The organism is Kitasatospora sp. NPDC085879 (assembly GCF_040686255.1).
GTDB lineage: Bacteria > Actinomycetota > Actinomycetes > Streptomycetales > Streptomycetaceae > Kitasatospora.
In genome coordinates this window covers 42,898-68,543 of sequence record NZ_JBFBJZ010000020.1, presented here as the reverse complement: position 1 = coordinate 68,543, position 25,646 = coordinate 42,898, and the positions used below count along the sequence as shown (strand labels likewise).

The following is a 25,646-nucleotide window of genomic DNA, read 5'->3' as shown; positions in this document are numbered from 1 at the left end:
TACACGCGGTCGCCCGATCATATCCATTCAGCTTTTCGACTCAACGGCCGAGTTGACGCACAGTCGCACAAGGCGACCATCCGCGTCCGCACCACCCGCCGGCCGCCGGGCACAGGGCCGTGAAGACGTCCGGCGGACCGTTCCGCAATGTGGGAACGGCCCGCCGGAGAGGCGCTTGCGGGGGCTCGCAGGTCAGCCGAGGATCGCCTCCACGTCCCGGCGCAGCTTGGCGAAGTCCAGGCCGCGGCCGGACAGCACCTCCGCGCCGGTGCCCTGGCCCTCGCGGATCAGGCCGAGCAGGATGTGGCCGGTGGCGATCTCCTTCTGCTTGAGCCGCAGGGTCTCGCGGAGGGAGAGTTCCAGGGTCTTCCGGGCGCCGGGGGTGAGCCGGCTGTGCTTCCGGTCCCGCTTGCCCTCGGCGGGCCTGCGCTCCAGGGCGCCCTCGCCGAAGGCGGACTCCACGGCCGCCCGGACGGCGTCGAGGTCGACGCCGATCGCGGCCAGCGCACGGCCGTCCACCTCGCCACCGGCCAGTCGGACCACCTCGGCCCGGGCGGCCTCGTGGTCGAGGCCGTCGGCGGCCAGCAGTGCGGCCACCGGGTCGTCCGGGTCGTGCACGATGCCGAGCAGCAGGTGCTCGGTGCCGACCCGTTCGTGGCCGAGCTCGCGCGCCTCCACCTGGGCCTGGATGACGACGCGGCGCGCGCCGTCCGTGAACCGCTCGAACACGGTCAGCCCTCCCCTCTCGTACCGAAGATCCGCTTGGCGTACTTCTTGTGCACCGCCTGTCGGCTGACCCCGAGGCAGGCGGCGATCTCCTGCCAGGACCAGCCCTGCTCGCGCGCGTTGCCGACCTGGAGGTCCTCCAGCCGGTCGGCCAGGTCCCGCAGCGCCCGGACGGCCCGCAGGCCGATCGCGGGGTCGCGGCTGCTCGCGTCCGCGGCGAGCTGTCTCGTCTCGCTCATGCTGTCAACTTAGGTTGACATCCCGCGCTTGTCAACCCAGGTTGACACGCGGGCGTGCGACGGGACGGACGGCACGGCGACTCACACCGACCAGTACGTCCGGTCGTTCGGGTTCCGCTCCCCCTCCCCCGGCACCCGGCGACCGCAGCGCTTGCCCGTCCGCCGCGACCGCGCATAGGCGTCCAGCTCGGCCAGCCAGCGACTCCGGTCCTCCTCCAGCACGGCCAGCGCCCGCAACAGCGCGTCCTCGTCCCGCTGGAACGGCCCGGCCAGCCAGGCCAACCGGTCCAGGGTCCCGTGGAACCCCAGCGGCCGGTACAGCTGCACGCACGACCGCAGCGCCGACACCCTCACCCGCAACGGCAACCTCGAATCCGCCACCCGCCGGGCATGCCATCCGAAACTCATCCGGCATCCACCTCCAGAAAGTTGAGCCTGCGTCACTTTCGTCCAACCGATGACTCGTCAGTAACATGCCAAGGAATACGTCGGTCGGCCACCCCCGTCCGGCCTCACCCTGCCCTCACCACGTCGAAGGCGAACCCTCTGCATGTCCATACGCTCCCGTGCGCTCCCCGCACTGGCCACCGGCCTGCTGCTCACCGTCACCGGCTGCGCCGCCTCCTCACCCGCCGCCGCACCCGCCGCCGGCCCGGCGGAAGCCGTCGCGGCCGTCACCACCGAGACCGCGCCGGCCCCCGCGGCCGGCGCCCCGAGCAGCACCGAACCCGCCGCCGCGGCGGCCCCGGCCGCCACGGTCGCCGCCCCGGCCGCCTCCGGCAAGCCCGCCGCCGGCACCGGAACCAGCGTCGCCCTCGTCGCCTACGACCCGGCCAACGGCCACGCCACCCTGCGCACCGCAACCCGCGGGAACACCCCCGCCCCGAGCGCCACCCGCAGCACCGGTGCCCCGCACACCCCCGGCAGCACGCACAGCCCGAGCACCCCGCAGAGCCCCGGTGCCTCCGCCGGCACCACGGCCGCGCCGGACACCGTCCGCACCGGGCAGCTCATCGCCAGCCCGCCCACCGCCGCCGCACCCCGCGGCGCCCTGGTCGCCGTCACCGGCATCCGGAAGACCGACGGCGACGAGGTCGAGGTCACCACCCGGCCCGCCGAGGTCGCCGAACTGCTCGGCGCCACCGCCACCGAGCAGCACGCCCCGATCGACGTCCACGGCATCCGCGTCCAGCCCCTGGTCAAGGACCTCAAGGTCGGCTTCGCCACCCGTCCTGGCGGCGGCAGCGGCAGCGCCTCCGCCGAACTCTCCCTCGACGCGAGCACCAGCGTCCCGCTGCCCGGCGGCGCCAAGGCCGACCTGGCCGCCGGAATCCGGCTCAACCCCTCCGTCGACTTCTCCTACGACGGCCGCGGCATCCTCAAGGGCGGCATCGAGAAGGCCCGCGTCGGCTTCGGCCTCGGCGCCCACGCCGACTGGAAGGTCGGCGCCACCCTCGCCGGCGCCACCAACCCGCTGCGCGTCCCGCTCGCCAAGCTCAGCGCCAGCCCCGTGCTGACCGTCGCAGGCTTCCCCGTCGTGGTCAACCTCGACCTCACCTGCTACCTGACCGTCGGCGCCGACGGCAAGCTCACCGTCGAGGCCGAACAGGACCTCGACGGCGCCTGGTCCGTGCACGCCGACTACGCCAAGGGCAAGGGCTGGACCACCACCGCCGACCCCGGCACCACCACCGTCGGCCCCGTCCGCGCCAAGCTCAGCGGCAACGCCACCCTGCGCACCGGCCTCACCGCCGAGGCCTCCGTCGGCCTCTACAACACCGTCGGCGTCGCCGCCGGCATCGAGCCCTACCTGCGCACGCAGGTCGCCGGCACCGTCACCCTCGACACCACCGGCAAGCCCCCGCACGTCGAAGGCAGCTGGACCAACACCGCCGGCCTCGACATCAACGGCAGGCTCTACGCCCAGATCAAGATCCTCGGCACCCCCCTCCTCAAGGCCGACCTCCCCCTCCCCGCCTTCCACCGCGAGTGGGCCCTCCCCTCCGTGAGCACCACGCACTGACCCGTGAGCGGCAGGGCCGGACCCCGATCGGGGTCCGGCCCTGCCGTTTCACCGCAGGCGGGCGGTGCTCAGACGGCCCTCCGGTAGCGGGTGAGGACGGCGGCGCCGACCTGCTCGACCGATCGGCACTCCAGGTCGACGTGCGGACCCTCGGCCGGGAAGAGGCGGCGGCCGGCGCCGAGAACGGCGGGGAAGGTCAGCAGCCGGTACTCGTCGACCAGGTCCTCGGCCATCAGCCGGTGCACGACGCCGAGGCTGCCGGTGATTACCACGTCGCGCTGCTCGCGCCTGACGGTGTCGACCGGGTCGCCGTCGACGAGGCGGGAGTTCGCCCATGCCGAGGTGTCGGTCAGCGTGCGGGACGCGACGAGCTTCGGCACGGCGTTCATGCGGGCGGCGAACGGGTCGTCGCGGCCCGGCCACAGCCGCGAGAACAGCTGCCAGGTCCGGCGCCCGAGCAGCAGGACCCCCTCGTCCAGTGTGCTTCCCAGCCGGAACTTGTCCCCGGCGACGGCCTCCCTGCCGTACCGGAACGCCCAGCCGCCCAGCGGCGTACCCCCGCACCCGTCCGGGTCGGACACGACGCCGTCCAGGGTGATGAATTCGATGACGATGACACTCACGGCGGGATTCCCTTCGGTTCGGTGTTCACCGGTACGTACCGGCCGCACCGCCCGAACTCATCGCTGCCGCCGGAACTCCTAGGCGGAAATCCGACGCGGGAGGCCGAATCCTTCGAGGACGCGCGGATCCGCGAACACCACGTTGTGCGTCACGCGGCCCCGGGCAACGGTGAAAACCTGCAGGGTGTGCAGAAGGAGTCCACCGCCGGACTCCGGCGCATAGGCGGCGAGCGCGGGCTGCCCGTTGGCCGTGAGGTGCCGCACACCCCACCCGGTACCGCGCATCCGGAAGACACGTTCGAGGAACAGGCCGTAGTCCCGGCTGCCCCGGTACCACAGCGGCACGGGCGGCATCTCCAGGACGGCGTCCTCGGCCAGCAGCCGCACCAGCGCGGTGACATCGGCCGCCTCGAACGCCCGCACATAGCGCTGGACCACCGCGCGCACCTCGGGATCGTCCGGCTCGCAGACCTGGCCGGCATCGCCCACGCCGGCGAGCGCCGCACGGGCGCGCTGCAACGCACTGTTGACCGCGGCCACCGTGGTCCCCAACTGCCCGGCGACCTCGGCGGCGGAGAACGCCAGCACCTCGCGCAGGACCAGCACCGCGCGCTGGCGTGCCGGCAGGTGCTGCACGGCGGCCACCCACGCAAGTCGGAGGTCGGCCCGCGCCTCCACGTCGAACCGGGCGTCGGGGAGCGGCTCCAGCCAGGGGATGTCCGGCGCCGGCACGAGCGGCGCCCCGGGATCATCGCTCGGCACCCCGAGGCCGGACGGCAACGGCCGTCGCTCGCGCCCCTCCAGCGCCGTCAGGCACACGTTGGTCGCGATCCGGTACAGCCAGGTCCGCACCGAGGCACGCGCCGGGTCGTACCGGTCACGGGCCTTCCACGCCCGCAGCAGGGTCTCCTGCACCAGATCCTCGGACTCCTGGAACGAACCCGTCATCCGGTAGCAGAACACCACCAACTCACGCCGGTGCGGCTCGAGTTCCATCCACTCATCATGCCGCACCACAGCCCCGCCGCGGCCGGGACGCGAGGGCGCCACGCAGGCGCTTCCGCGGTCCGGACCGACCGTCGATGCGGCTGTCCGCGCATGCCCATAGAGTCCGCCCGAATCTCGCAGATGACGGCCGAGGGAGTTCCGGTGGCGAGAACCACACCACCCCGACCTGTGGACATCGCGTCCGTGTTCCCGGAGCTGGCTCCGCTGGCACGTCAGGCAGTCCGCCTGCACCCGCGCCCCGGTGAGCCGACTGTTCACGAGAGCTCCGTCGGCGGCCCGCTGCGGTGGCCAGCCGACGAGGAATGGCCGGGCTGCACGAAGGAGCACCACCACTGGGACCTGCCCGTCTCCCTTGATGACGTCCGGCAGCGCAGGGCACTCCTCGAGGCGGCCTGGCTCCGTCCTCGCGCCCCCCGCGAGAACCTCCTCACCCCCGAACAACAGGCCTGTCTCGACAGGCTCCAAGCGGGCCATCAACCACACGCCGGCTCGAATGCGCTGCTCCCCGTCGCTCAGCTCTACCTCCGCGACGTACCCGGGCTGTCCGGCCCCGCAGGAGCGGACCTCCTGCAGGTGCTGTGGTGCCCCCTGCATCACGACGACGGGATTCCCGCAGCACACCTGGTCTGGCGGGACTCCGGCCGCGTCGACCAGGTGCTCACCGATCCACCGGAGCCCGTCGACGTCGAGCACTACGGGCACTACGTTCCCGAGCCGTGCGTCCTGCACCCCGAGGTCGTGACCGAGTACCCGGCGCCGCACGAGCTGCCGGAGGAGCTAGCGGAACGCCTGGTCGAATGGGGACGACAGGCGTGGGCGGAGGACGACCCGGAGGAGGAATGGAGCCCGGGCGGCACCTACTACCAGTACGAGCACGCCGTATCACCGGGATGGAAAGTCGGCGGCTGGGGTCCGTGGAGCTTCTGCGACCCCTGGCCGATGCACTGCGAGATCTGCAACGCCGCGTACCGGTCGCTGCTCACCGTCAGCTCCGGAGAATGGGATGGCGGGAGCGGAAGCTGGATCCCCCTGGAAGACCGGGAAGCCCCCGCCGGCCCGATCGGGCTGCGCAAGCCCTCGGACCCGCCGATGGTCCTGATCGGCCGCGGCTACACCATGCAGATCTACGTCTGCCCCACGTCCTTCGACCACCCGCACCTGGAAAACATGCAGTGAGCCTGCGGCACGTCCCGTCGGTCTTCCCCTGAGGCCTGGAGGAGTTCGCCGGTTCACGGTGCATCACCCGTGCCGTGCCGCCGCCCCAAAGCCGTGTGTCCCCTCGAAGCACGTGGGCTTCGAGGGGACACACCTGTCTCGATCACGGCTTCGCCTCACCCCGACGGGCGACGAGGGGACGAAGCCGATGGCAGCTGATGTCAGCTGCAGCCGCTGGTGGAGCCGCAGCCCTCGCAGAGGTAGCAGCTGCCGGCGCGGCGCATCTTGGTGCCGCAGGAGAAGCAGAGCGGCGCGTCGGCGTTCAGGCCCAGCTGGATCTCCACCAGCTCGGTGGAGTTGTGGGCCTGGGCCGGGGCGGCCTGCGGCTTCGCCGGGGCGGGCTCGGTGGCCTTGGGAGCGGCGAGCGGCGCGGACTGGGCGAGGCCCTCGACGTCCACGTCCTCCTCGACGGGCTCGTACGAGCCGGTCTCCAGGTGCCGGGTGCGCTCCTCGACGGAGTGGATGCCGAGCGCGGAGCGGGTCTCGAACGGCAGGAAGTCCAGCGCCAGGCGGCGGAAGATGTAGTCGACGATCGACTGCGCCATCCGCACGTCCGGGTCATCCGTCAGACCGGCCGGCTCGAAGCGCATGTTGGTGAACTTCGAGACGTAGGTCTCCAGCGGCACGCCGTACTGCAGGCCGACCGAGACGGCGATGGAGAAGGCGTCCATCATGCCCGCGAGGGTCGAGCCCTGCTTGGACATCTTCAGGAAGACCTCGCCCAGGCCGTCGTCCGGGTAGGAGTTGGCCGTCATGTAGCCCTCGGCGCCACCGACGGTGAACGAGGTGGTGATGCCCGGGCGGCCCTTCGGCAGGCGCTTGCGGACGGGGCGGTACTCGACGACCTTCTCGACCGCGGCGGGCGCCTCGGCGGCCTTCTCCTCGACCGCCGGGGTCTTGGTCTTCGCCGAGAGCGGCTGGCCGACCTTGCAGTTGTCGCGGTAGATGGCGAGCGCCTTCACGCCGAGCTTCCACGCCTGGAAGTAGATCTCCTCGACGTCCTCGACGGTGGCGTTCTCCGGCATGTTGACCGTCTTGGAGATGGCGCCGGAGATCCACGGCTGGATCGCCGACATCATCCGGACGTGGCCCATCGGCGAGATCGAGCGCTCGCCCATCGCGCAGTCGAAGACCTCGTAGTGGGCGGCCTTCAGGCCGGGGGCGTCGATCACGTTGCCGTGCTCGGCGATGTGGGCGACGACCGCCTCGACCTGCTCGTCCTGGTAGCCGAGGCGCTTGAGGGCGCGCGGCACCGTGCCGTTGACGATCTGCATGGAGCCGCCGCCGACGAGCTTCTTGAACTTGACCAGCGCCAGGTCGGGCTCCACGCCGGTGGTGTCGCAGTCCATCATCAGGCCGATGGTGCCGGTCGGGGCGAGCACCGAGGCCTGCGCGTTGCGGAAGCCGTTCGCGGCGCCGAGACGGATCACGTCGCCCCAGGTCTCGGTGGCGGCGGCCCACACCGGGGCGTCCAGGTCGTCGACCGCGACGGCGGCGGTATTGGCGTCGGCGTGCTGCTGCATGACCTGCCGGTGGGCGGCGGCGTTGCGGGCGTAGCCGTCGTACGGGCCGACCACGCCGGCGAGTTCGGCGCCGCGGCGGTAGGCGGTGCCGGTCATCAGCGAGGTGATGGCGCCGGCCAGGGCGCGGCCGCCCTCGGAGTCGTAGGCGTGGCCGGTGGCCATCAGCAGGGCGCCGAGGTTGGCGTAGCCGATGCCGAGCTGGCGGTAGGCGCGGGTGGTCTCGCCGATCTTCTCGGTCGGGAAGTCGGCGAAGCAGATGGAGATGTCCATCGCGGTGATGACGAGCTCGACGACCTTGGCGAAGGTCGTGGCGTCGAAGGAGTCGTCGTCGCGGAGGAACTTCATCAGGTTGAGCGAGGCGAGGTTGCAGCTGGAGTTGTCCAGGTGCATGTACTCGGAGCAGGGGTTGGACGCGTTGATGCGGCCGGACTCCGGGCAGGTGTGCCAGTGGTTGATGGTCGAGTCGTACTGGATGCCCGGGTCGGCGCAGGCCCAGGCGGCCTCGGCCATCTTGCGGAAGAGCTGCTTGGCGTCGACGGTCTCGATGACCTCGCCGGTCATCCGGGCGCGCAGGCCGAAGGCGGTGCCGTTCTCGACCGCGGTCATGAACTCGTCGGAGACGCGGACCGAGTTGTTGGCGTTCTGGTACTGGACGGAGGTGATGTCGTCGCCGCCCAGGTCCATGTCGAAGCCGGCGTCCCGCAGCGCGCGGATCTTCTCCTCCTCCTTCACCTTGGTCTCGATGAAGGCCTCGACGTCGGGGTGGTCGACGTCCAGTACGACCATCTTGGCCGCGCGGCGGGTGGCGCCGCCGGACTTGATGGTGCCGGCGGAGGCGTCGGCGCCGCGCATGAAGGAGACCGGGCCGGAGGCGTTGCCGCCGGAGGAGAGGAGCTCCTTGCTGGAGCGGATCCGGGAGAGGTTGAGGCCGGCGCCGGAACCGCCCTTGAAGATCATGCCCTCTTCCTTGTACCAGTCGAGGATCGACTCCATGGAGTCGTCGACGGCCAGGATGAAGCAGGCGGAGACCTGCTGGGGCTGCTTGGTGCCGACGTTGAACCAGACCGGCGAGTTGAAGCTGAACACCTGGTGGAGGAGGGCGTGGGTCAGCTCGTGCTCGAAGATCTCGGCGTCGTCCGGGGTGGCGAAGTAGCCGTTCTTCTCACCGGCGGCGCGGTAGGTGAGCACCACGCGGTCGATGATCTGCTTGAGGCTCCACTCGCGCTGCGGGGTGCCCACGGCGCCGCGGAAGTACTTCGAGGTCACGATGTTGACCGCGTTGACCGACCAGAAGTCGGGGAACTCGACGCCGCGCTGCTCGAAGTTGATCGAGCCGTCACGCCAGTTGGTCATGACGACGTCGCGGCGCCCCCAGGTCACCTCGTCGTAGGGGTGGACGCCAGGAGTGGTGTAGATGCGCTCGATGCGCAGGCCCCCGTCGGGCGCCTTGCCGGCCGCCTTGGTCGCCTTGCCGGACTTCGACCCGCGTGCGGAACCGCTCGTCGTGTCAGTCACTTCTTCTTCCTCCTCCTGGGCAAACGCCCTGGACGCCCCGATGCTTCCGGCTTTCGGGGCACCCGGTGGTTCGCTTCTCCTGGTGTGCGGGCAGCCTCGGACACCGGCCGCTTTCGCACGTTGTGTTGTGTTCTGTACCCGTTGTGCGGGTACGCGCCGGCCGCGGACGGCCGAGCGCTGGGGCCGGCCCGGACTAGGGCGCGGCGGCGGCGGGGGCCGGCACCGCGGTGCCCTCCCCCGGGACGAACGGCTGCTCGGCTCGGAGCTCCGCGATGGCCGCCTCGAAGTCCTCCAGGCCGTCGAAGGCCCGGTAGACGGACGCGAACCTCAGGTACGCGACGACATCGAGCTCCTTCAGCGGGCCGAGTATGGCCAGGCCCACGTCGTGGGTCGACAGCTCGGCGCTGCCCGAGGCACGCACGCACTCCTCGACGCGCTGGCCGAGCTGGGCGAGCGCGTCCTCGGTGACCGGGCGGCCCTGGCAGGCCTTGCGGACGCCGGAGATCACCTTCTCGCGGGAGAAGGGCTCGGTGACGCCGCTGCGCTTGATCACCATGAGGGTGGCGGTTTCGACCGTGGTGAAACGGCGGCCGCAGTCGGGGCACTGGCGGCGGCGGCGGATGGAACTTCCGTCGTCGCTGGCCCGGCTGTCCACGACCCGGCTGTCAGGATGCCGGCAGAAGGGGCAGTGCACCTGAGGACTCCCTCCCGAACGGCATGACAGCGGACCGGGACACTCTACGCGATGGGCAGGGGTCCACAGCAAGCTCGACCACAACCTGTGGGCCCGACCGGTGAGACTGGCACAAGATCTAGCGCTCGGGGCATTCGCCACGCCGAGCGGATCCGGTTCGTCCGCAGCCGGTTCGGGGCCTGGCCCGGATCGCCTTCCGCAGCCCCTTCCGCCGACCGGGTCGAAATCTCCGGGGCGGGTGAAATAGACTGCTGGAGTCGAACATTTAATCGATGTACACCCAAAGCCTTGATCGAGTCAGCAGACTGCTAAATAATTCACTCGAACGTGTGTTTGGCGCAACCTTTCGATAGGGGCACCAGTTGAGCAGGGCAAGGGAGAAACGCCTGTCCAATGAGGGGCCGCGATGAACACCGTAGAACTCAAGAGCAACTCCATCCCGGTGCAGGAGCGCTCCGCGCGCACCACGGACCAGCAAGGCGTGGACCACAGCATGAGCCGTAGCCAGCCGATCGAGCACGCCGCCGTGCAGGATGCCGTGCTCGGCGCGCCCGTTCCCACCCGCTCCCTGCCCGGCCGCCCGCCCGGCATCCGCACCGACGAGGCCGGCCTGACGGAACGCCAGCGCCGGGTCATCGAGGTCATCCGGGACTCGGTCCAGCGCCGCGGGTACCCGCCCTCCATGCGCGAGATCGGCCAGGCGGTCGGCCTCTCCTCCACCTCCTCCGTCGCCCACCAGTTGATGGCCCTGGAGCGCAAGGGCTTCCTCCGCCGCGACCCGCACCGCCCCCGCGCCTACGAGGTGCGCGGCGTGGAGGTCGCCCGCCCCAACACCGCCGACACCGCCGGCCGTCCCTCGACCTCGTACGTGCCGCTGGTGGGCCGGATCGCCGCCGGCGGCCCGATCCTCGCCGAGCAGACGGTGGAGGACGTCTTCCCGCTGCCGCGTCAGCTGGTCGGCGAGGGCGAGCTCTTCGCGCTCACCGTCCGCGGCGACTCGATGATCGAGGCGGCCATCTGTGACGGCGACTGGGTCACCGTCCGGCGGCAGCCGGTCGCCGAGAACGGCGACATCGTCGCCGCCATGATCGACGGCGAGGCCACCGTCAAGCGCCTCAAGCGCGAGGACGGCAAGATCTGGCTGATGCCGCACAACCCGGCGTACGACCCGATCCCGGGCGACAACGCCACCATCCTCGGCAAGGTCGTCGCCGTCCTGCGGCGCCTCTGACAGGGCGGCGCCCCTGACGGGGCAGACACCGGGGGCGCGGAGAACTGCGCGGGGCACACGGCCCGCGCGGCTCCCCGCGCCCCCTTGTCGTTGCCTCTGCGTCTGTCGTTGCTTCTGCGCGACCGGCCCCTGTCCGACCTACGTGACCGGCTTGACCGGCGGTGCCGAGGCGTCGATCGCCGCGAGCGAGCGGCGGACCTGGTTGCGGTCGGTGGTGTACCAGAAGTTCGGCATGGACGAGCGGAAGAAGCCGCCGTAGCGGGCGGTGGCCAGCCGCGGGTCGAGCACCGCGACCACCCCCCGGTCGTCCGCCGCGCGGACCAGCCGGCCCGCGCCCTGCGCCATCAGCAGCGCGGCGTGGGTGGCGGCGACCGCCATGAAGCCGTTCCCGCCGGCCTCCTCCACCGCCTTCTGGCGGGCGCTCATCAGCGGGTCGTCCGGCCGCGGGAAGGGAATGCGGTCCATCACGACCAGCTGGCAGGCCGCACCGGGCACGTCCACGCCCTGCCAGAGCGACAGGGTGCCGAACAGGCAGCTCTCGGCGTCCGAGGCGAACGCCTTGATCAGCTCGCCGAGGGTCTCCTCGCCCTGCAGCAGGATGCGGTTGTCCAGCCGCTCGCGCAGGGCCTCGGCGGCGGCCTGCGCAGCCCGCATCGAGGAGAACAGACCGAGCGTGCGCCCGCCGGCCGCGCCGATGAGCTCGGCGAGCTCGTCCAGCATCGCCGGCCGGTCCGGCTCCCGGCCGGGCGGCGGAAGGTGCTTGGCGACGTAGAGAATGCCCTGCTTGGGGTAGGTGAAGGGCGAGCCGACGTCGATGCCGCGCCACGGCGGCGGGGCGTCCTCGCCGCCCTCGGGCAGCACCTCGCCCTCGACCCGCTCGTCCGCCAGCCGACCCTCCACCGGCAGGCCGACCGAGGCGGCGACACCGTTGAAGTCGCCGCCCAGTTTGAGGGTGGCCGAGGTGAGCACCACCGAGCGGTCCCGGTAGAGGTTCTCCCGCAGCAGGCCCGAGACGGACAGCGGGGCGACCCGCAGCGAGGCGGCGCCGGCCCCGAACCGGTCGCTGCGCTCGATCCACACCACGTCGTAGGCGGAGTCCTGCAGCAGCCGGTCGGTCGTCTCGTGCAGCGACTCGGCGGAGGCCATGGCCTGCTTGCGGACGGCGTCCTCGTCGGAGAGCGAGCGGTCCCGCGTCTCACCGAGCGAGGTGATGACCTGCCGGGCCGCGTCCCGGATCCCGGCGACGGCGTAGGCGAGGTACTCGGGCAGCTCCTCGACCCGGCCGGGCTGGGCGGTCTCCATCAGCCCGTGGTAGTTCTCCGCGGCGGCCTGCAGGGCGTCCACGGCCTTCTCGTTGGCCAGCTTGGCCGCCCGCCGCACCGCCCGGTTCACGGCGTGCACGGTCAGCTCGGCGGTGGCGGCGCCGGTCACCCGGTTCACCAGCTCGTGCGCCTCGTCGACGATCAGCAGGCCGTGCTCGGGCAGCACCGGCGCGCCCTCGATGGCGTCGATCGCCAGCATCGCGTGGTTGGTGACGACGACGTCCGCCAGCTTGGCCCGCTCCCGTGCGGCCTCCGCGAAGCACTCCTGGCCGTAGGGGCACTTGGAGGCGCCTAGGCACTCGGAGGAGCTGACGGACAGCTGCGCCCAGGCCTTGTCGGAGACGCCGGGCGACAGGTCGTCGCGGTCGCCGGTCTCGGTCTCCTCCGCCCAGTCGCGCAGCCGCACGATGTCCTGCCCGAGCTTGCTGCTCGGCCCGCCGAGGACCTCGGCGGCGTCGAACAGGCCCTCGCCCTCGTCCACCGGGGTGCCCTCGTGCACCCGGTGCAGGCACACGTAGTTGGAGCGGCCCTTGAGCATCGCGAAGAGCGGCCGGCGGCGCAGCACGGGGTGCAGGGCGTCGACGGTGCGCGGCAGGTCGCGCTCGACGAGCTGGCGCTGCAGCGCGAGCGTGGCGGTGGCGACGACGACGCGGTCGCCGTGCGCGAGGGCGGGCACCAGGTAGGCGAGGGACTTGCCGGTGCCGGTGCCGGCCTGGACGAGGAGGTGCTCGCCCTCGTCGACCGCGTCGGCGACGGCCTCGGCCATCCTGACCTGGCCGGGGCGCTCGATGCCGCCGACGGCCGTGACGGCGGCGTGCAGCAGCTCGGGGATGCGCGAGCGCGGTACGGGAGCGGGCGTGTCGTCGCCCGGCAGGGGCAGGGATGCGGAGTCGTTCGTCATGACGCCGCCCACCTTATTGCGCGGCGCCGACAATCGGTGCGTGCTGCGGCGGGTACGGCCCGGCCGCCCGCCGGACATGGCGCCCCGCGCGCCGGGCGGGGCGGGCCCCACGCCGGGCGGGCGGGGTCCCGCCCCGAGCCGAAGGGCCCGCCGGTGCCGAAAGCGTGGGCCCCTCCTGCCCGGCGCCGGGCAAGGAGGGCGAGGGAGGGAGCGACGAGGAGCGACGGAGCATGGGGGCACCTCCCGGCCGTCAGGCCGGAGGAGAGCGTCGGCACCGGGTCAGGAGGGCCCGGAGGCGAGCGGGCGGGCAAGAGGTGGGGCGAAGCTGGTCCAGGCGGTGCGGTCGGGCAGCGGGTGGAGCTCCTTGCCGGCGACGGCGTTGAGGATGACGGCGGCGCGGTGGGCGCCCAGGCCCAGGTCGGGGGTGCCGACGCCGTGGGTGTGGAGCTCGGCGTTCTGCACGTAGAGGCCGCCGGTGAGCTCGGGGCGGGTGGCGACGCGGTGGTCGAGGTCGACCCGGTAGCGGCCCTGTTCGTCCCAGTCGATGAGTCCGGCGATCGGGTCGAGGGCCTCCGGGCGGGTGGCGCGGTAGCCGGTGGCGAGGACCACGGCGTCGGTGTGCAGGATGTGCTCGGCGCCGGAGTCGCTGTGCCGGCAGTGGAGTTCGAGGCCGCCGCAGGGGCCGGTGCGGGCCGCGGTGACGGCGGTGCCGGGCATGATCTCGACCGGGTCGCTGCCGGGCGGGCGGCCGATGGAGCGCTCGTAGAGCAGGTCGTGGATCTCGGCGAGGGTCTCGGCGCTGGCCGCCTTGTGGAGCTGCCACTGGGCGGGCACCAGCCGGTCCCGGACCTCGCGCGGGAGGCTGTGGAAGTAGCGGGTGTAGTCGGGAGTGAAGTGCTCCAGGCCGAGCTTGGAGTACTCCATGGGGGCGAGGGCGCGGGTGCGGCTGAGCCAGCGCAGCCGGGTGCCGTCGTCGGCGCGGTGGCGCAGCAGGTCGAGGAAGACCTCGGCGCCGGACTGGCCGGAGCCGAGGACGGTGATGTCGCGGGCGCCGTCGAGGCTGTCGCGGCGTTCGAGGTAGTCGGCCGAGTGCCAGACCCGGGGGTGGCCGGCGAGGTCGGCGAAGGCGGCGGGGCGGTGCGGGCGGGTGCCGACGCCGAGGACGACGTTGCGGGCGCGGATCTCCTCGCCGCCGGCCTCGGCACGGAAGAGCTGCTCGGTGCCGTCCCAGCGCAGCGTGGTGACGGGGGAGCCGAAGCGGCAGTTGGGCAGCCGGTGGGCGACCCAGCGGCAGTAGTGCGCGTACTCGCGACGGGAGAGCTGGAAGCGCTCGGCGAAGTAGAAGGGGTAGAGGCGTTCCTGGTGCCGGAGGTAGTTGAGGAAGGACCAGGGGCTGGTGGGGTCGACCAGGGAGACCAGGTCCGCGAGGAAGGGCACCTGCATGCGGGCGCCCTCGACGAGCATCCCGGGGTGCCAGCGGTACTCGGGTTCGGCCTCGCAGAAGAGCGCGGAGACGCCGTCGGCGGCGCCGTGGGCGAGGGCGGCGAGGGAGAGGTTGAAGGGGCCGATGCCGACACCGAGCAGGTCGTACGGTTCGCCGCCGTCCCGGAGTGTCGGAAGTGGGAGGGGGCGGGTGCGGACCATCAGGGCGGCCCGTTTGTCGGGGAGGTCGAGTTCGCCGGCCTGCCGGAAGCCGGCCCGGGCGAGGGCGCGCCGGCAGGCGGTGTTGCGGAGGTCGGGTTCGGCGAGGACGCGGCGGCAGGCCGGGCGGTGGGCGAGGACGTGGTCGGCGAGGGCGGCGAGCAGGACGGCGCCGAGGCCGCGGCCGCGGGCGTCGGGCGGGCCGAGCAGCAGGTGGAGGCCGGTGTCGTGGGGCTCGGCCGGGTAGTGGGCGGCGAGCGGGTCGAGGTCGGCCCGGTAGACCTCCCAGTAGCTCATCGGGGTGCCGTCGAGCAGGCCGAGGCAGGGCAGACTGCGGCCGTCGCCGTCGAGTTGGGCGCGCAGGTGCTGCTCGACGGCGGCGGGCGGGCCGGCGAGGTTCCACCAGCTGTCGACGGCGGGGTCGTTCATCCAGCCGGTGATCAGCGGGAGGTCCTCGGGCAGCCGGACGGGGCGGAGCCGGAACTCCCCGGCGGGGGTGGCCATCGGGCCCCGGCCGGCGAGGCCGTCCAGCAGGTCGGCCCGGTCTCGGAGGCCCTCGCCGAGGCCCGCGCCGGGGCGGTCGCCTGTGCCCTCGCCGAGGCGGTCACCGGGGCGGTCGGCGGGCGGGGTCATGCGGCGGCCACCGGGTTGGGAATGTCGACGTAGACGGACTGGGTCTCGACCGGTCCGACGAGTTCGTCCAGGCCGTGCAGCCGGGTGAGCAGGTTGGCCTTGCAGCGCAGGGTGGGTGCGGTGAGCAGGTGGCCGGGCAGGGTGGAGCCGGTGGCGGCGGCGCGCGGGCCGGCGAGGAAGCGGCGGAGCGCGGCGAGCAGGACGTCCTCGTCGGCGAGGCCTTGCGCGCCGAGGGCGCCGATCAGGCCGAGGACGTGGTTGATGCCGAGGTAGTAGGCGAAGCGCTCGTCGGCGACCCGGTCGGGGACGAAGGTGTCGCTGGCGTCGCCGAGGCCGGGCAGTCGGGCGGTGAGCCGTTCGGCGGCGGAGTCCCGGTAGTAGTAGCCCTGGTTGTCGCGGTAGCGGCCGCCGACCGGCCAGCCGTCCGGGTCGAGCAGGACGAGGCTGTTCTGCTGGTGGGCCTCCAGGGCGATGCCGGCGGTGCCGTCGAGCCAGAGGACGGGCAGCACGACGGCGTCCAGGTAGCGCAGGAACCATTCGGCTGCGACGGTGTCGCGGCGGCGGCCGGTGCGGGCGGCGAGGGCCGCCAGGAGGTGGCCGAGCTGCGAGTCGAGCCGGTCGGCGGGCTGCTCGGCGAGCAGCCCGGCGAGGCAGTGGGCGCGGTCCTCGGGGCCGAAGGGCTGGCGGCGCAGCACGGTGGACAGGCCGTCGGGGTCGGTGAGCGCCGGGTGGTCGACGCCGATCCAGGCGGGGTCGCGGACGATGTCGAAGCCGGGGTGGGCGGCGTGCCACTCGGCGGCGAGGCCGGCTTCGAGGAGACGGTGGACCTCGGTGCCGCGGTGGAGTTCCTTACGGAGGTTCTCCCGGCGGGAGTTGGTGATCCGCAGGCCGAGCGAGAGCTTGAGCATCCAGGGGGTGCCGGGGCGCAGGACGGTGCGGACGGAGGAGGTGGGGTGCCAGGGGTCGCCGTGCCGGCCGAGGTCGTGCAGCAGCCCCTGGTCGAGGAGGGCGGCGACGGCGGGGCGCAGCGCGAGTTCGCGGGCCTGCCACGGGTGGAGCGGGAGGGCGGCGGTGCCGGGCGGGAGGAGGGCGGGGTCGCCGAGCAGCCGGGCGGTGATCCGGTCGGCGCTCTGTTCGGCGGCGGAGTCGGCGGCGAGCAGGGAGCGGTCGACGGCGTACCAGTGGAGGCGGAAGGAGCCGTGGAGTTCGGGCGAGTAGGCGCGGCTCTCGGCGGGGCCGAGGCCGTCGCGGCTCTTGGGGGTGGGGTGCAGCGGGTGGCCGAGCAGCAGGGCCTGTTCGGAGCGGAGGAAGGGGGTGTGGCCGGCGGGGTCGGCGGCGGTGCGGCGGTGGGCGAGGATCTCGGCGGTGCGGGCGGCGGAGTCGGCGACCCGGGCGGCGAGGTCGGCGATCCGGCCGGACTCGGCGGTCCGGCGGCCCGCGTCGATGCCGTCGATGCCGTCGATTCCGTCGGCGGTGCGGGCGAGCAGGGCGGTGGCGGTGACGGCGTCGACGGGGGCTGCGGGGCCGCCGGGCCCGGTGGTGACGGCGGCGGGGCCGAAGCGGTGCCGGCCGCACGGGGACCAGTAGCGGACGGGGGCGGTGAGCCGGGCGGCGCCGCCGAGGACGGGCACGGTGAGGCGGCCGGCGGCGTCGGGGCGGGCGCCGGTCTCGCGGGCCCAGCAGCGCAGGACGGCCTCGGTGGCGGCGTGTTCGGCGGCGGTGGCCGGGTCGGGGTCGAGCAGCGGGTCGTCGGGCTCCGGGACGTGGGCGGGTGCGGTGGGCGTTCGGCGGGCAGCTGGTCCGGGCGGCGCGGCGGGGGTCTGGGCTCCGGTGAGGGCGGTGCTCAAGGCTGCTCCTTGGGTGCGCGCCGTGTGCGGGCGCGGGTGGTCGAACGGGTGCGGCGGGGGACGGCACCCGGAAGGCGACAGGTAAGGGTTACCTACCTGGACCGGTCCACCACAAGATCACCTCACTCGTTGTGGTGAATCCTCGCCGATCACTCACCCGTGGGGGTGGTGTGTGCTGACGGTGCGTCCGGGTCACGGTTCGGTGACCTCTTGTCAACCTGCGCGCACCCAGGCGACTTCGGCGGGACCGGTGATGTCAGACTTCACCGGCGGCGATCGGGCCGCAGCGACGTCAGGGGGGACGTAGCCATGGCACGAATCGGGCGTGCGGGGCCGTTGACGGCTCTCGCCGCGGCACTGCTGCTCACCGTTGCGGCCTGCACTCCGGAGGGCGGGGGTACGCCGGAGCCGTCCGGGAGCGCCGCGTCGGCGCGGGCGGGCCGGCTGCGGCTGCCCACCGACCTGCCCTCGGGGCTGCTGGCGGGTCTGCCGCGGAGCTGGGACGAGCTGCGCCGCTGGAAGTTCTCGGACTGGGACAACTGGGCGTCCCAGCACGTCTTCCACAACCCGGTGGTGCGCGACCTGTGGAACCCGGACCGGATGGACGCGGCGGCGCCGCAGCAGCCGGCCCCGCCCGCCGCGCCGCCGCCGGCCGGGGACAACGGGACGGAGCCCGATCCGGCGCCGGTCGCGGCCGTCCCGGTGGAGCGCCCGTACACCCGGTACCCGGCCTCGGGGAAGGTGTTCAGCAACGCGCCGGGCGGCGGGATCGGCCAGTGCTCGGCGACGGTGGTGGCCGATCCGGCGCACCCGGGCCGGTCCGACCTGGTCTGGACGGCCGCGCACTGCGTGCACCAGGGCAAGGGCGGCGACTGGTTCAAGAACATCATCTTCGTGCCGGCCTACAACAGTTCGGGGGCGGCGAGCGGCGGGCGCAAGGCGTCGCTGGGCGAGGTCGCCCCGCTCGGGCAGTGGTGGGCGGACAAGGTGGTGACCTCGCCGCTCTGGCCGGTCGAGGGCGGGCACAGCGGGGACGCCGCCAACCAGTACGACTTCGCGGTGCTGCGGGTGCACAACCCGCAGGACGGCTCGAAGTCGCTGGAGGAGGCGATCGGCACCGCGATGCCGGTGTGGTTCGGCGCGCCGCGCGAGCAGCTGCGGATCTCCGCGTGGGGCTATCCGGCGGTCAAGCCGTTCAACGGCCAGGAGCTCGACCGGTGCGACGGCGGGCGGCCGGCCCGGCTGTCCTTCGACGCGGCGCGGCCGGCGATGCTCACCATCGGCTGCACCATGACCGCCGGCGCCAGCGGCGGCGGCTGGTTCGCCCCCATGCCGGACGGCCGGCTCGCGCTGGTGAGCAACACCTCGATCGGCACGGCCGCGCACACCACGCTGAGCGGCCCCTACCTGGAGGGCGTCGCCCAGCAGGCACTCGCCTGGATCGCCCAGAAGTAAGCACCGACGACAGCAAACGGGGACACACATGGCTTCCACCTTCCGCAGGACCGCAGCCACCGCCGCGGCGGCCGCCCTGCTCACCCTCACCGCGACCGCCTGCGACCCCGAGGGCGGGGCGGGCGCCGACGCGGCCCCGCCGGCCTCCGCCGCGGCCGCCGGCAGCGCCAAGCCCGGACTCGACCTGGGCGAGGCGTTGAAGAACCTGAAGAACTGGACCACGGACGACTGGGCGAAGTGGGCCAAGGCGCACGGCTTCACCGCGGAGAAGCTCAAGGGCTTCTGGGACCAGGCCCGGATGGACAAGGCGCAGGGCATGGAGGCGCAGGACGCCGCCCTGCAGTCCGAGAAGACCGCGCCGGAGAACGACCCGCAGCCGCCGGCGAAGATCGACGCCAGGCCGCAGCCGCACCCCTACTCCCCCGCCTCCGCGGTACTCGGCAAGATCTTCATGCAGGTGGACGCGGAGACCAGCGCGGTCTGCTCGGGCACCGTGATCAGCGACCCGGCCCACCCCGGCAAGTCCAACCTGGTGTGGACGGCCGCGCACTGCCTGCACGAGGGCAAGGGCGGTACCTGGTTCAAGAAGATGGCCTTCGTGCCCTCGTACAACCGGTCCGGTGTCGCGTCGAAGGGCCGCAGCGCGACCTTCGAGCAGGTCGCGCCGTACGGTGCCTGGACGGCGGACTACGCGGTGGTCTCCCCGCAGTGGGCGGAGGAGGGCGGCGAGCGCGGCAGCGCGGCCAGCCAGTACGACTTCGGCATCCTCCGGGTGCACAACGAGGACTCCTCGGACGGCCGCTCGCTGGAGGAGGCGGTCGGCAGCTCGGTGCCGGTCTGGTTCGACGCGCCGCGCGCCCAGATAGCCGGCGTCTCCGCGTACGGCTACCCGCAGGGCGCGCCGTTCGACGGCCGGGAGCTGGAGTACTGCGACTCCCGGGTGAAGCCGGCCCGGCTCTCCTTCGACGCCGAGCGGCCGACCATGTACGTGATCGGCTGCACCATGACCGGCGGCTCCAGCGGCGGCGGCTGGTTCGTGGTGCGCGGCGGCAAGCCGTACCTGATCAGCAACAACTCGATCGGCCCGCGTCCGGCGGCCTGGATGGCCGGCCCGACGCTCGGTGCGCAGGCCAAGGCGATGTTCGACTACATGAGCACCATGAAGCGATGAGCACCTTGAAGCGCTGACGGCAGGACGCGGCGGGCCCCGCTCCCGGCAGGGGAGCGGGGCCCGCCGCGTCGCTGTGCGGTGCCGTCAGGCCTGGGCCACCACGGCGTAGCGCTCCAGCTCGGAGGCCAGCACGGCCGGCACCTTGGCGTGCAGCAGCGTGCCGTCGCCGGTGTGGTCGGTGGAGATCAGCTCGCCCTCCGCGTGCACCCGGGAGACCAGGTCGCCGCGGGTGTAGGGGACGAGGACCTGCACCTCGACGGCCGGGCGGGGCAGCTCGTCGTCGATGAGCTGCAGCAGCTCCTCGATGCCCTGGCCGTTGCGGGCCGACACCACGAGGGCGTGCGGCTCGCGGCGCAGCAGGCGCTGCAGGACGGCCGGGTCGGCCGCGTCGGCCTTGTTGATCACCACGATCTCGGGCACGTCCTGCGCCTCGACCGAGACGATCACCTCGCGGACGGCGGCGAGCTGGGTCTCCGGCTCGGGGTGTGAGCCGTCCACCACGTGCAGGATGAGGTCGGCGTCGGCGACCTCCTCCATGGTGGAGCGGAACGCCTCGACCAGGTGGTGCGGCAGGTGGCGGACGAAGCCGACGGTGTCGGCGAGCGTGTACAGCCGGCCGCTCGGGGTCTGGGCCCGCCGGACGGTCGGGTCCAGGGTGGCGAACAGGGAGTTCTCCACCAGGACGCCGGCGCCGGTGAGCCGGTTGAGCAGGGAGGACTTGCCGGCGTTGGTGTAGCCGGCGATGGCCACGGACGGCACCTGGTGGCGCTTGCGCTCCTGGCGCTTGGTGTCGCGGCCCTTCTTCATGTCGGCGATCTCCTTGCGGAGCTTCGCCATCTTCTCGCGGATCCGGCGCCGGTCCGTCTCGATCTTGGTCTCACCGGGACCGCGGGTGGCCATGCCGCCGCCCGAGGAACCGGAGCCACCGCCACCCATCTGCCGGGAGAGCGACTGACCCCAGCCTCGCAGGCGCGGCAGCATGTACTGCATCTGCGCCAGGGAGACCTGGGCCTTGCCCTCACGGGACTTGGCGTGCTGGGCGAAGATGTCGAGGATCAGGGCCGTCCGGTCGACGACCTTGACCTTGACGACGTCCTCGAGGTGGATCAGCTGGCCGGGGGTGAGCTCACCGTCGCAGACGACGGTGTCGGCGCCGGTGGAGGCGACGATGTCGCGCAGCTCCTGGGCCTTGCCGGAACCGATGTAGGTGGCGGCGTCGGGCTTGTCGCGGCGCTGGATCACACCGTCCAGCACCTCGGAGCCGGCCGTCTCGGCGAGTGCGGCGAGCTCGGCCAGCGAGTTCTCGGCCTCCTCGGCCGTGCCGTCCGTCCACACGCCGACGAGCACCACGCGCTCCAGGCGGAGCTGGCGGTACTCGACTTCGGTGACGTCCTGGAGCTCGGTCGACAGGCCGGCCACACGGCGCAGGGCCGCGCGCTCGGATCGGTCGTACTGTTCCCCGTCGAAGTGGTCGAGGTCCTCGTCGATCGCCGCGAGGTCCTCGTCCATCAGGGCACCGGCCCTGAGGTCGGCGAGCCGGCGGGCGGACTCGCTCGTCTGGGTGCGGCTGTCGAACGTGGAGGTCATCTCATCCTTTGCGCTGTCGGGAGGCCGGCACAGACGGACTGCGTCGAGGAGTCTGCCCGGCTGCCGCGCCTTCTACCGTCGCGCGGGACGAGCTACCCCTGCGGACCGCCGACGGCACCGGGGCTACTGCCTCCGGTGAACGCCGCGGACCGGCCGTGCATTCCCCACGATGGTCGCACGCCCCCCTCGGCCGGGTCACCCCCATTTCGCCCCGCGGCGACCTCCGCGGCGCCGGTGTGCGGGTCGGTGCCGGCGCCGTCGTGGCCCTCCTCGCGCGGGGCGCCGAGCCGGTAGACGTCGTACACGCCGGGGACGCGGAGCATCGCGCGCATCACCGCGGGCAGTGTCTCGGCGCCGGGCAGTTCGACCGTGTAGCTGTGCCGGACCCGCAGGTCGCGCGGGGGTTCGACGTCGGCGGAGAAGATGCCGACGCCCTCGCCGGAGATGGCGGCGGTGAGGTCGGCGAGCAGCCGGGGGCGGTTCAGCGCCTCGGCCTGCAGGGCGACCCGGTAGCCGTTCGACGGGACGGCGCCGGGGATCCAGGTGAGCCCGAGCGGGCCGCGGCCGTCCTCGCGCATCCGCTCGCCGACCGGGCAGCCGGTGCGGTGCACGGCGACCGCGCCGCCGCGGATCGGGAAGCCGGTCACCGCGTCCGGGGGTACCGGGGTGCAGCAGCGGGCGAGCCGGACGGGTGTGCCGGGCCGGCCGGCCACGGCGACCGGAGTGCGGCCGCGGACGGCGGCCGGCTGCGGCTGGGGTTGCGGTGGGGGCGCCGGGTGGCCGTCGGCGGGGCCGGTCTCCACCGCCGGGGCGGCGTCCGGGCGGGCCAGCCAGCGTTCGATGGCGAGCCTGGCGGCGGGGGTGCGGGCGTGCTCCAGCCAGGCGGCGGCGGGGCCGGGCGGCTCGCCGGTCGGGGCGGTCAGCACCGCCACCATGTCGCCGTCGCGCAGCACGGTGGAGAGGGTGGCGAGCCGGCCGTTGACCCGGGCGCCGATACATCGGTGGCCGGTCTCCTCGCCGAGCAGGTAGGCGGCGTCCACGCCCGTGGCGCCGACCGGCAGGTGGAGGGTGTCGCCGTCCTCGGTGACGACGGTGATCTCGCCGTCGTCGGCGAGGGTGTCCCGCAGGGTCGACCAGAACGCGTCCGGGTCCGGGGTCTCCTGCTGCCAAGCGAGCAGCCGGCTGAGCCAACCCGGTCTCGCCGGGTCGGTGCGGTCGAGTTCGTCGCCGGCCGGGCCGGCGGAGGCGGGCCGGTCGGCCGGCTGGTGCGGGTCGCCGAGCGCGACCACGCCGAACTCGGCCACCCGGTGCATCTGCCGGGTGCGGACCAGTACCTCGGCCACCTCGCCGCCGGGCAGCTGCACCGCGGTGTGCAGCGACTGGTAGAGGTTGAACTTGGGGGCCGCCACGAAGTCCTTGAACTCGCCGGGCAGCGGCGTCCAGCAGGTGTGCAGCTCGCCGAGGACGGCGTAGCAGTCCGCGTTCTCCTCGACGACCACGAGCAGCCGGCCGAAGTCGGCGGGCTGCAGCGCCTGCGGCCGCCCGTCCGCTCCGGCCGCGGCGGCCCGCTTGAGCATCACCCGGTGCACCGAGACGCAGTGCTGGGGGCGGACGGTGACCTCGGCGGCGACGCCGGCCTCGGCGAGCTGGCGGGCGAGTGTCTCGGCGAAGGGCTGCAGCAGCTCCTCCGGCCGGGCCTCGTGGGCGGCGACCACGGCCCGCGTCCGGGCGTACTCCTCCGGGTGGAGGGTGGCGAAGACGATGTCTTCGAGCTCGGTCTTGAGCACCTGGATGCCGAGGCGTTCGGCGAGCGGGATGAGCACGTCCCGGGTGACCTTGGCGATCCGTACTCGGCTGGCGGGCTTCATGTGCCGGATGGTGCGCATGTTGTGCAGCCGGTCGGCGAGCTTGATCACCATCACCCGGACGTCGTCGCCGGTGGCGACGAGCATCTTGCGGAAGGTCTCGGCCTCGGCGGCGGCGCCGAAGTCGACCTTCTCCAGCTTGGTGACGCCGTCGACCAGATAGGCCACCTCGGGGCCGAAGTCCGCGGCGACCTGATCGAGCGTCACCTCGGTGTCCTCGACGGTGTCGTGCAGCAGCGAGGCCACCAGGGTGGTGGTCTCCGCTCCGAGTTGGGCGAGGATCATGGTGACGGCGAGCGGGTGCGTGATGTACGGCTCGCCGCTCTTGCGGACCTGGCCGCGATGGCCCTCCTCGGCGAGCCGGTAGGCGCGGGCGAGCAGGGCGAGATCGGCCTGCGGGTGGTGGCGCCGGTGTGCCTGCACGATCGGCTCGATCGCGTCCGGGACGGGGGCGCGGCCGGTGGCGAGCATGGCGGCGCGGCCCGCACGGGTGAGGGCGCCACGGCTCAGCCTGCCGAGCGGCCGCCTGGGGGCGGCGCCGGGCTGAGCGGTCTCGATCGGTCCTGCTTCGATGGCCATCCGCACCTCCGGCAGCGATCACCGGAGCGGCCTCCCGACCCGGTGGTCCATGCTACCGAGGACAACACGATCCGCGACGCAATGCCCCCGGTCCGTGACCAGGATCACCCGATCGGGCGGATTCGCCCGCGACCGAAACGGGAAAACACCGCGCTCCGGCGGGAGCTGACGGGCCGCCGGTCCGATTCGTCCACGGACGAACCGTCGGCCGGAGCGCCCCGACGGGACGTCGGACCGTCGGGGCCGGGGCGCCGGATCAGGCCTCGGCGCGGGCCAGCCAGGCGGGGTCGAGGGTGCCGGAGGCGACGATCTCGGCGGGGCCGGTCATCTCCACCCGGCCGTCCGGGAACTCCTCGATCACCAGGCGGCCGCCGGGCACGTCCACGGTGTGGCGGACGGCCTCGCCGGTGGCCGCCGGGTCGAGCCCGTCGCGGCGGGCGGTGGCGACCGCCACCGCGCAGGCGCCGGTGCCGCAGGAGCGGGTCTCGCCGGAGCCGCGCTCGTGCACCCGCATCGCCACGTGCCTCGGGCCGCGGTCGACCACGAACTCGACGTTCACGCCGTCCGGGTAGACGCCCTCGGGGGCGGTGCGCGGCGCGGAGAAGAGGTCTCCGGCGTCGTCCAGGCCGTCGACGAAGGCGACCGCGTGCGGGTTGCCCATGTTGACGTTGCGGGCGGGCCAGGTCTTCGCGCCGACCGAGACCTCGATGCCGTCCGGGCCGGGGAGCAGGGCGCGGCCCATGTCGACGGTGACCTCGCCGGGCGCGTCCTCGGGGGTGTCGGCGACCCGTGCCTGCCGGACACCGGCGCGGGTGGCGATCGCGATCGGGCCCGGCTTCGCCAGCCCGGACCGGACCAGGTAGTGGGCGAACACCCGCACGCCGTTGCCGCACATCTCGGCGATCGAGCCGTCGGAGTTGCGGTAGTCCATGAACCACTCGGCCTCGCCGGCCAGGTGGGCGGCGGCCGGGTCGGCGGCCGATCGCACCACCCGCAGCACACCGTCCGCACCGATGCCCGCGCGCCGGTCGCACAGCCGGGCCACGGCTGCCGGGCCGAGGTCGAGGCGGCCGTCCGGGTCGGGGACGATCACGAAGTCGTTCTGCGTGCCGTGGCCCTTGAGGAAGGGGAGGCCGGGCGTGGCGGGTGCGGGAACGGCGGGTGCGGGAGTGGTGGGTGCGCTCACACAGCCGATGGTACTGATCAGCCGCGCAGGTGGACGACCCGCCAGAGGGCCAGCGCGACGGCCGTGCCCGCGATCAGCGTGTAGGCGACGATCGCCCGCCAGCTCGCCCGGGTGCCGCTGCCGCGCCGGGGCAGCCCCGGCCACTTGTAGCCGGCCCGCCGGGCGGCCATCGCGCCCCAGCCGCCGGAGGCCGCGGTGAGCAGCAGGCCGAGCATGCCGATCATCGAGGAGGCGGCGTCGCCGGAGAAGGCCAGCGGGAAGGCGAACATCAGGGAGCCGAAGGTGGCCATCAGCACGATCGGCAGCAGTTGCCACCAGCGCAGTCTGCGGCGCGGTCTGATCTCGCGCTCGTGCACCACGCCGGGGGCGGCGAGGTCCTCGATGGCGGGCAGCGCGATCGCGTAGGAGGTGGGCACCACGAGCTCCGGCAGCACCTGCCCGGTGCTGGGCCTGAGCTCCTCGGTTTCGGGGCCGGTACCCGTCGACACGCGGCCTCCCCTGACGGATCGACACGAGTTCACGGACTCGTGAACGGTGAAGCCGGCCCGCGCAGGCCGACCCCTGGTACCGACGATGATGGCATGTCCAAGGTTGCCGACAGGGCGTCGCACGGGGTCTCCGGGTGATCCGTGGCCATGACGTGATCCGGCTGTAACCGCCGG

The 25,646-nt window shown here is 73.2% G+C and carries 19 protein-coding genes; 5 read left to right on the top strand and 14 right to left on the bottom strand.

Going from position 1 to position 25,646, the window contains the following annotated elements; translation table 11 throughout:
- Positions 1–192: 192 nt before the first annotated feature.
- The 3 genes from AB0P35_RS17490 to AB0P35_RS17480 form a co-directional block, all read right to left on the bottom strand.
- Positions 193–729 (bottom strand): Clp protease N-terminal domain-containing protein, encoded by a 537-nt coding sequence (locus tag AB0P35_RS17490; protein ID WP_095872901.1) that lies wholly within the window; start codon positions 727–729, stop codon positions 193–195.
- Between the two features lie 2 nt (positions 730–731).
- Positions 732–965 (bottom strand): helix-turn-helix transcriptional regulator, encoded by a 234-nt coding sequence (locus tag AB0P35_RS17485; protein WP_095872902.1) that lies wholly within the window; start codon positions 963–965, stop codon positions 732–734.
- Positions 966–1,046: 81 nt separating this feature from the next.
- Positions 1,047–1,292, bottom strand: coding sequence for a hypothetical protein (locus tag AB0P35_RS17480; protein WP_363511518.1), 246 nt, complete (start codon positions 1,290–1,292; stop codon positions 1,047–1,049).
- Positions 1,293–1,515: 223 nt separating this feature from the next.
- Between AB0P35_RS17480 and AB0P35_RS17475 the strand changes: the two genes are divergently transcribed.
- Positions 1,516–2,988 carry a hypothetical protein gene (locus AB0P35_RS17475; protein ID WP_363511516.1) on the top strand — a complete coding sequence of 491 codons (1,473 nt, stop codon included), beginning with the start codon at positions 1,516–1,518 and terminating at the stop codon, positions 2,986–2,988.
- 68 nt (positions 2,989–3,056) lie between these two features.
- Here AB0P35_RS17475 and AB0P35_RS17470 read toward each other — a convergent pair whose 3' ends face one another.
- Positions 3,057–3,611, bottom strand: coding sequence for a dihydrofolate reductase family protein (locus AB0P35_RS17470; protein ID WP_363511514.1), 555 nt, complete (start codon positions 3,609–3,611; stop codon positions 3,057–3,059).
- A gap of 78 nt (positions 3,612–3,689) precedes the next feature.
- Positions 3,690–4,607, bottom strand: a complete 918-nt coding sequence (locus AB0P35_RS17465; RefSeq protein WP_363511512.1) for a sigma-70 family RNA polymerase sigma factor — start codon at positions 4,605–4,607, stop codon at positions 3,690–3,692.
- Between the two features lie 180 nt (positions 4,608–4,787).
- On the opposite strand from AB0P35_RS17465, the gene AB0P35_RS17460 reads away from it, so the two are divergent.
- The gene (locus AB0P35_RS17460; protein WP_363511510.1) at positions 4,788–5,795 is read left to right on the top strand and encodes a hypothetical protein; all 1,008 of its coding nucleotides are present in this window, start codon (positions 4,788–4,790) and stop codon (positions 5,793–5,795) included.
- A 200-nt stretch (positions 5,796–5,995) separates the two neighbouring features.
- Here AB0P35_RS17460 and AB0P35_RS17455 read toward each other — a convergent pair whose 3' ends face one another.
- On the bottom strand, positions 5,996–8,872 hold the full coding sequence (locus AB0P35_RS17455; RefSeq protein ID WP_363511508.1) for a vitamin B12-dependent ribonucleotide reductase: 2,877 nt from the start codon (positions 8,870–8,872) through the stop codon (positions 5,996–5,998).
- 193 nt (positions 8,873–9,065) lie between these two features.
- Positions 9,066–9,566 carry a transcriptional regulator NrdR gene (nrdR, locus tag AB0P35_RS17450; RefSeq protein WP_095872908.1) on the bottom strand — a complete coding sequence of 167 codons (501 nt, stop codon included), beginning with the start codon at positions 9,564–9,566 and terminating at the stop codon, positions 9,066–9,068.
- A gap of 406 nt (positions 9,567–9,972) precedes the next feature.
- On the opposite strand from nrdR, the gene lexA reads away from it, so the two are divergent.
- Entirely contained in the window at positions 9,973–10,797 is an 825-nt protein-coding gene (gene lexA, locus AB0P35_RS17445) for a transcriptional repressor LexA (RefSeq protein ID WP_095872909.1), read from the top strand.
- Positions 10,798–10,935: 138 nt separating this feature from the next.
- On the opposite strand, the gene AB0P35_RS17440 is transcribed toward lexA, so the two are convergent.
- From AB0P35_RS17440 to AB0P35_RS17430, 3 genes are all read right to left on the bottom strand, one after another.
- Positions 10,936–13,020: an ATP-dependent DNA helicase gene (locus tag AB0P35_RS17440; protein ID WP_363511506.1), complete on the bottom strand. Its 2,085-nt coding sequence runs from the start codon at positions 13,018–13,020 to the stop codon at positions 10,936–10,938.
- A gap of 279 nt (positions 13,021–13,299) precedes the next feature.
- Positions 13,300–15,294, bottom strand: a complete 1,995-nt coding sequence (locus AB0P35_RS17435) for a GNAT family N-acetyltransferase (protein ID WP_363511504.1) — start codon at positions 15,292–15,294, stop codon at positions 13,300–13,302.
- The gene (locus tag AB0P35_RS17430; protein ID WP_363511502.1) at positions 15,291–17,141 is read right to left on the bottom strand and encodes an IucA/IucC family protein; all 1,851 of its coding nucleotides are present in this window, start codon (positions 17,139–17,141) and stop codon (positions 15,291–15,293) included. Before AB0P35_RS17430 ends, AB0P35_RS17435 begins: the two co-directional genes overlap by 4 nt.
- Positions 17,142–17,450: 309 nt before the next feature.
- On the opposite strand from AB0P35_RS17430, the gene AB0P35_RS17425 reads away from it, so the two are divergent.
- Both AB0P35_RS17425 and AB0P35_RS17420 read left to right on the top strand, forming a co-directional pair.
- Positions 17,451–18,596, top strand: a complete 1,146-nt coding sequence (locus tag AB0P35_RS17425) for a hypothetical protein (RefSeq protein ID WP_363511500.1) — start codon at positions 17,451–17,453, stop codon at positions 18,594–18,596.
- A 28-nt stretch (positions 18,597–18,624) separates the two neighbouring features.
- Positions 18,625–19,767 (top strand): hypothetical protein, encoded by a 1,143-nt coding sequence (locus AB0P35_RS17420; RefSeq protein ID WP_363511498.1) that lies wholly within the window; start codon positions 18,625–18,627, stop codon positions 19,765–19,767.
- Positions 19,768–19,851: 84 nt separating this feature from the next.
- On the opposite strand, the gene hflX is transcribed toward AB0P35_RS17420, so the two are convergent.
- The 4 genes from hflX to AB0P35_RS17400 all read right to left on the bottom strand — a co-directional run bounded on the left by hflX (position 19,852) and on the right by AB0P35_RS17400 (position 25,472).
- Entirely contained in the window at positions 19,852–21,354 is a 1,503-nt protein-coding gene (hflX, locus tag AB0P35_RS17415; protein WP_095872915.1) for a GTPase HflX, read from the bottom strand.
- 92 nt (positions 21,355–21,446) lie between these two features.
- The gene (locus AB0P35_RS17410) at positions 21,447–23,690 is read right to left on the bottom strand and encodes an HD domain-containing protein (RefSeq protein WP_363511608.1); all 2,244 of its coding nucleotides are present in this window, start codon (positions 23,688–23,690) and stop codon (positions 21,447–21,449) included.
- Between the two features lie 364 nt (positions 23,691–24,054).
- Positions 24,055–24,984: a diaminopimelate epimerase gene (dapF, locus tag AB0P35_RS17405; RefSeq protein WP_363511495.1), complete on the bottom strand. Its 930-nt coding sequence runs from the start codon at positions 24,982–24,984 to the stop codon at positions 24,055–24,057.
- Between the two features lie 17 nt (positions 24,985–25,001).
- Positions 25,002–25,472, bottom strand: a complete 471-nt coding sequence (locus tag AB0P35_RS17400; RefSeq protein WP_095872918.1) for a hypothetical protein — start codon at positions 25,470–25,472, stop codon at positions 25,002–25,004.
- Positions 25,473–25,646 lie beyond the last annotated feature (174 nt).

Excerpts from the sequence above, each read along its gene's own strand:
- AB0P35_RS17485 (WP_095872902.1), bottom strand. The coding sequence starts at position 965 with ATGAGCGAGACGAGACAGCTCGCCGCGGACGCGAGCAGCCGCGACCCC.
- AB0P35_RS17475 (WP_363511516.1), top strand. The coding sequence starts at position 1,516 with ATGTCCATACGCTCCCGTGCGCTCCCCGCACTGGCCACCGGCCTGCTG.
- AB0P35_RS17465 (WP_363511512.1), bottom strand. The coding sequence starts at position 4,607 with ATGGAACTCGAGCCGCACCGGCGTGAGTTGGTGGTGTTCTGCTACCGG.
- lexA (WP_095872909.1), top strand. The coding sequence starts at position 9,973 with ATGAACACCGTAGAACTCAAGAGCAACTCCATCCCGGTGCAGGAGCGC.
- AB0P35_RS17440 (WP_363511506.1), bottom strand. The coding sequence starts at position 13,020 with ATGACGAACGACTCCGCATCCCTGCCCCTGCCGGGCGACGACACGCCC.
- AB0P35_RS17435 (WP_363511504.1), bottom strand. The coding sequence starts at position 15,294 with ATGACCCCGCCCGCCGACCGCCCCGGTGACCGCCTCGGCGAGGGCACA.
- AB0P35_RS17425 (WP_363511500.1), top strand. The coding sequence starts at position 17,451 with ATGGCACGAATCGGGCGTGCGGGGCCGTTGACGGCTCTCGCCGCGGCA.
- AB0P35_RS17420 (WP_363511498.1), top strand. The coding sequence starts at position 18,625 with ATGGCTTCCACCTTCCGCAGGACCGCAGCCACCGCCGCGGCGGCCGCC.
- hflX (WP_095872915.1), bottom strand. The coding sequence starts at position 21,354 with ATGACCTCCACGTTCGACAGCCGCACCCAGACGAGCGAGTCCGCCCGC.
- AB0P35_RS17410 (WP_363511608.1), bottom strand. The coding sequence starts at position 23,690 with ATGCTCGCCACCGGCCGCGCCCCCGTCCCGGACGCGATCGAGCCGATC.